This is a genomic window from Intrasporangium chromatireducens Q5-1, assembly GCF_000576575.1.
GTDB classification, from domain to species: Bacteria; Actinomycetota; Actinomycetes; order Actinomycetales; family Dermatophilaceae; genus Intrasporangium_A; species Intrasporangium_A chromatireducens.
On the sequence record NZ_AWQS01000352.1, the window covers coordinates 1 to 2,971 of the forward strand.

General features: G+C 56.8%; 1 rRNA gene. It reads right to left on the bottom strand.

Annotated elements, in window-relative coordinates:
* Positions 1–6: 6 nt before the first annotated feature.
* Positions 7–2,971: ribosomal RNA gene (locus N864_RS20835) — 23S ribosomal RNA — on the bottom strand; the annotation flags it as partial.

The window sequence follows — 2,971 nt, forward strand, 5'->3', positions numbered from 1 at the left end:
TTTGTGGTTGTCAAGTCGTCGGCTTATTAGTACCGGTCAGCTCCACACATTGCTGTGCTTCCACGTCCGGCCTATCAACCCAGTCGTCTACTGGGAGCCTCTCACCCGCAAAGGGGTATGGAAACCTCATCTTGAAACGTGCTTCCCGCTTAGATGCTTTCAGCGGTTATCACTTCCGAACGTAGCCAATCAGCGGTGCCCTTGGCAGGACAACTGACACACCAGAGGTTCGTCCATCCCGGTCCTCTCGTACTAGGGACAGCCTTTCTCAAGTTTCCGACGCGCACAGCGGATAGGGACCGAACTGTCTCACGACGTTCTAAACCCAGCTCGCGTACCGCTTTAATGGGCGAACAGCCCAACCCTTGGGACCTACTCCAGCCCCAGGATGCGACGAGCCGACATCGAGGTGCCAAACCATGCCGTCGATATGGACTCTTGGGCAAGATCAGCCTGTTATCCCCGGGGTACCTTTTATCCGTTGAGCGACGGCGCTTCCACAAGCCACCGCCGGATCACTAGTCCCGACTTTCGTCCCTGCTCGACATGCCTGTCTCACAGTCAAGCTCCCTTGTGCACTTGCACTCAACACCTGATTGCCAACCAGGCTGAGGGAACCTTTGGGCGCCTCCGTTACCTTTTAGGAGGCAACCGCCCCAGTTAAACTACCCACCAGGCACTGTCCCTGATCCGGATCACGGACCGAGGTTAGATATCCAGAACGACCAGAGTGGTATTTCAACGTTGACTCCACACCCACTGACGTGGATGCTTCACAGTCTCCCACCTATCCTACACAAGCCGTACCGAACACCAATACCAAGCTGTAGTAAAGGTCCCGGGGTCTTTCCGTCCTGCTGCGCGTAACGAGCATCTTTACTCGTAATGCAATTTCGCCGAGTTCGTGGTTGAGACAGTGGAGAAGTCGTTACGCCATTCGTGCAGGTCGGAACTTACCCGACAAGGAATTTCGCTACCTTAGGATGGTTATAGTTACCACCGCCGTTTACTGGCGCTTAAGTTCTCAGCTTCGCCCCGAAAGGCTGACCGGTCCCCTTAACGTTCCAGCACCGGGCAGGCGTCAGTCCGTATACATCGACTTGCGTCTTCGCACGGACCTGTGTTTTTAGTAAACAGTCGCTTCTCCCTGGTCTCTGCGGCCGATCACGCTCCCCCAGCAAGTGGGTTCACGATCAGGGCCCCCCTTCTCCCGAAGTTACGGGGGTATTTTGCCGAATTCCTTAACCACGATTCACTCGATCGCCTCGGTATTCTCTACCAAACCACCTGAGTCGGTTTGGGGTACGGGCGGCTCGAACCTCGCTAGAAGTTTTTCTCGGCAGCATAGGATCACCCTCTTCCCGCATACGCGGTCACTATCAGGTCTCAGGCTTGTGTGGGGCCCGGATTTACCTGGACCCCGCCCTACACCCTTGGACGTGGACAACCATCGCCACGCGGAGGCTACCTTCCTGCGTCACTCCATCGCTTGACTACTACCCGCTCGGGTCATGCGCTCCACGCACCCGATGGGACCGAAGTCCCGGTGGGCACGCTTCAGGCACTTAGCATCACGGGGTTCGTCAGGGGCGGTTCTACGCCGGTTCCGCAATATCAACCGGATGTCCATCGACTACGCCTGTCGGCCTCGCCTTAGGTCCCGACTTACCCAGGGCAGATTAGCTTGACCCTGGAACCCTTGGTTATTCGGCGGACGGGTTTCTCACCCGTCATTCGCTACTCATGCCTGCATTCTCACTCGTGTGGCCTCCACGGCTGGATCACTCCGCCGCTTCCCTGGCCACACGACGCTCCCCTACCCATCAACACGCCTGGACACCGGACCCGCAGGTACCGGTGCCGAGCAGTATGTCAATGCCACAGCTTCGGTGGTGTGCTTGAGCCCCGCTACATTGTCGGCGCGGAATCACTTGACCAGTGAGCTATTACGCACTCTTTAAAGGGTGGCTGCTTCTAAGCCAACCTCCTGGTTGTCACAGCAACTCCACATCCTTTCCCACTTAGCACACGCTTAGGGACCTTAGCTGGTGATCTGGGCTGTTTCCCTCTCGACTACGGAGCTTATCCCCCGCAGTCTCACTGCCACGCTCTCACTTACCGGCATTCGGAGTTTGGCTAACGTCAGTAACCTGGTGAGGCCCATCGGCTATCCAGTAGCTCTACCTCCGGTAAGAAACACGTGACGCTGCACCTAAATGCATTTCGGGGAGAACCAGCTATCACGGAGTTTGATTGGCCTTTCACCCCTACCCACAGCTCATCCCCTCAGTTTTCAACCTAAGTGGGTTCGGTCCTCCACGCAGTCTTACCTGCGCTTCAACCTGGCCATGGGTAGATCACTCCGCTTCGGGTCTAGACCCAGCGACTATGGCGCCCTATTCGGACTCGCTTTCGCTACGGCTCCCCCACACGGGTTAACCTCGCCACTGAGCACTAACTCGCAGGCTCATTCTTCAAAAGGCACGCCGTCACCCCACAAGGAGGCTCCGACGGATTGTAAGCACACGGTTTCAGGATCTATTTCACTCCCCTCCCGGGGTACTTTTCACCTTTCCCTCACGGTACTTGTCCGCTATCGGTCACCAGGGAATATTTAGGCTTAGCAGGTGGTCCTGCCAGATTCACACGGGATTCCTCGAGCCCCGTGCTACTTGGGATCCCCACCGGGAGTCCGCACCATTTCGTCTACGGGGGTCGCACCCTCTACGCCGAGCCATTCAATGCTCTTCGACTATGACGCGGATTTCTCACTCCCCACCGAGATGTCAGTCCCGGTCAGCGGGTCCCACAACCCCGAACGTGCAACGCCTGACAGCTATCACACACGCCCGGTTTAGCCTCTTCCGCGTTCGCTCGCCACTACTAACGGAATCACTGTTGTTTTCTCTTCCTGTGGGTACTGAGATGTTTCACTTCCCCACGTTCCCTCCACACACCCTATACATTCAGG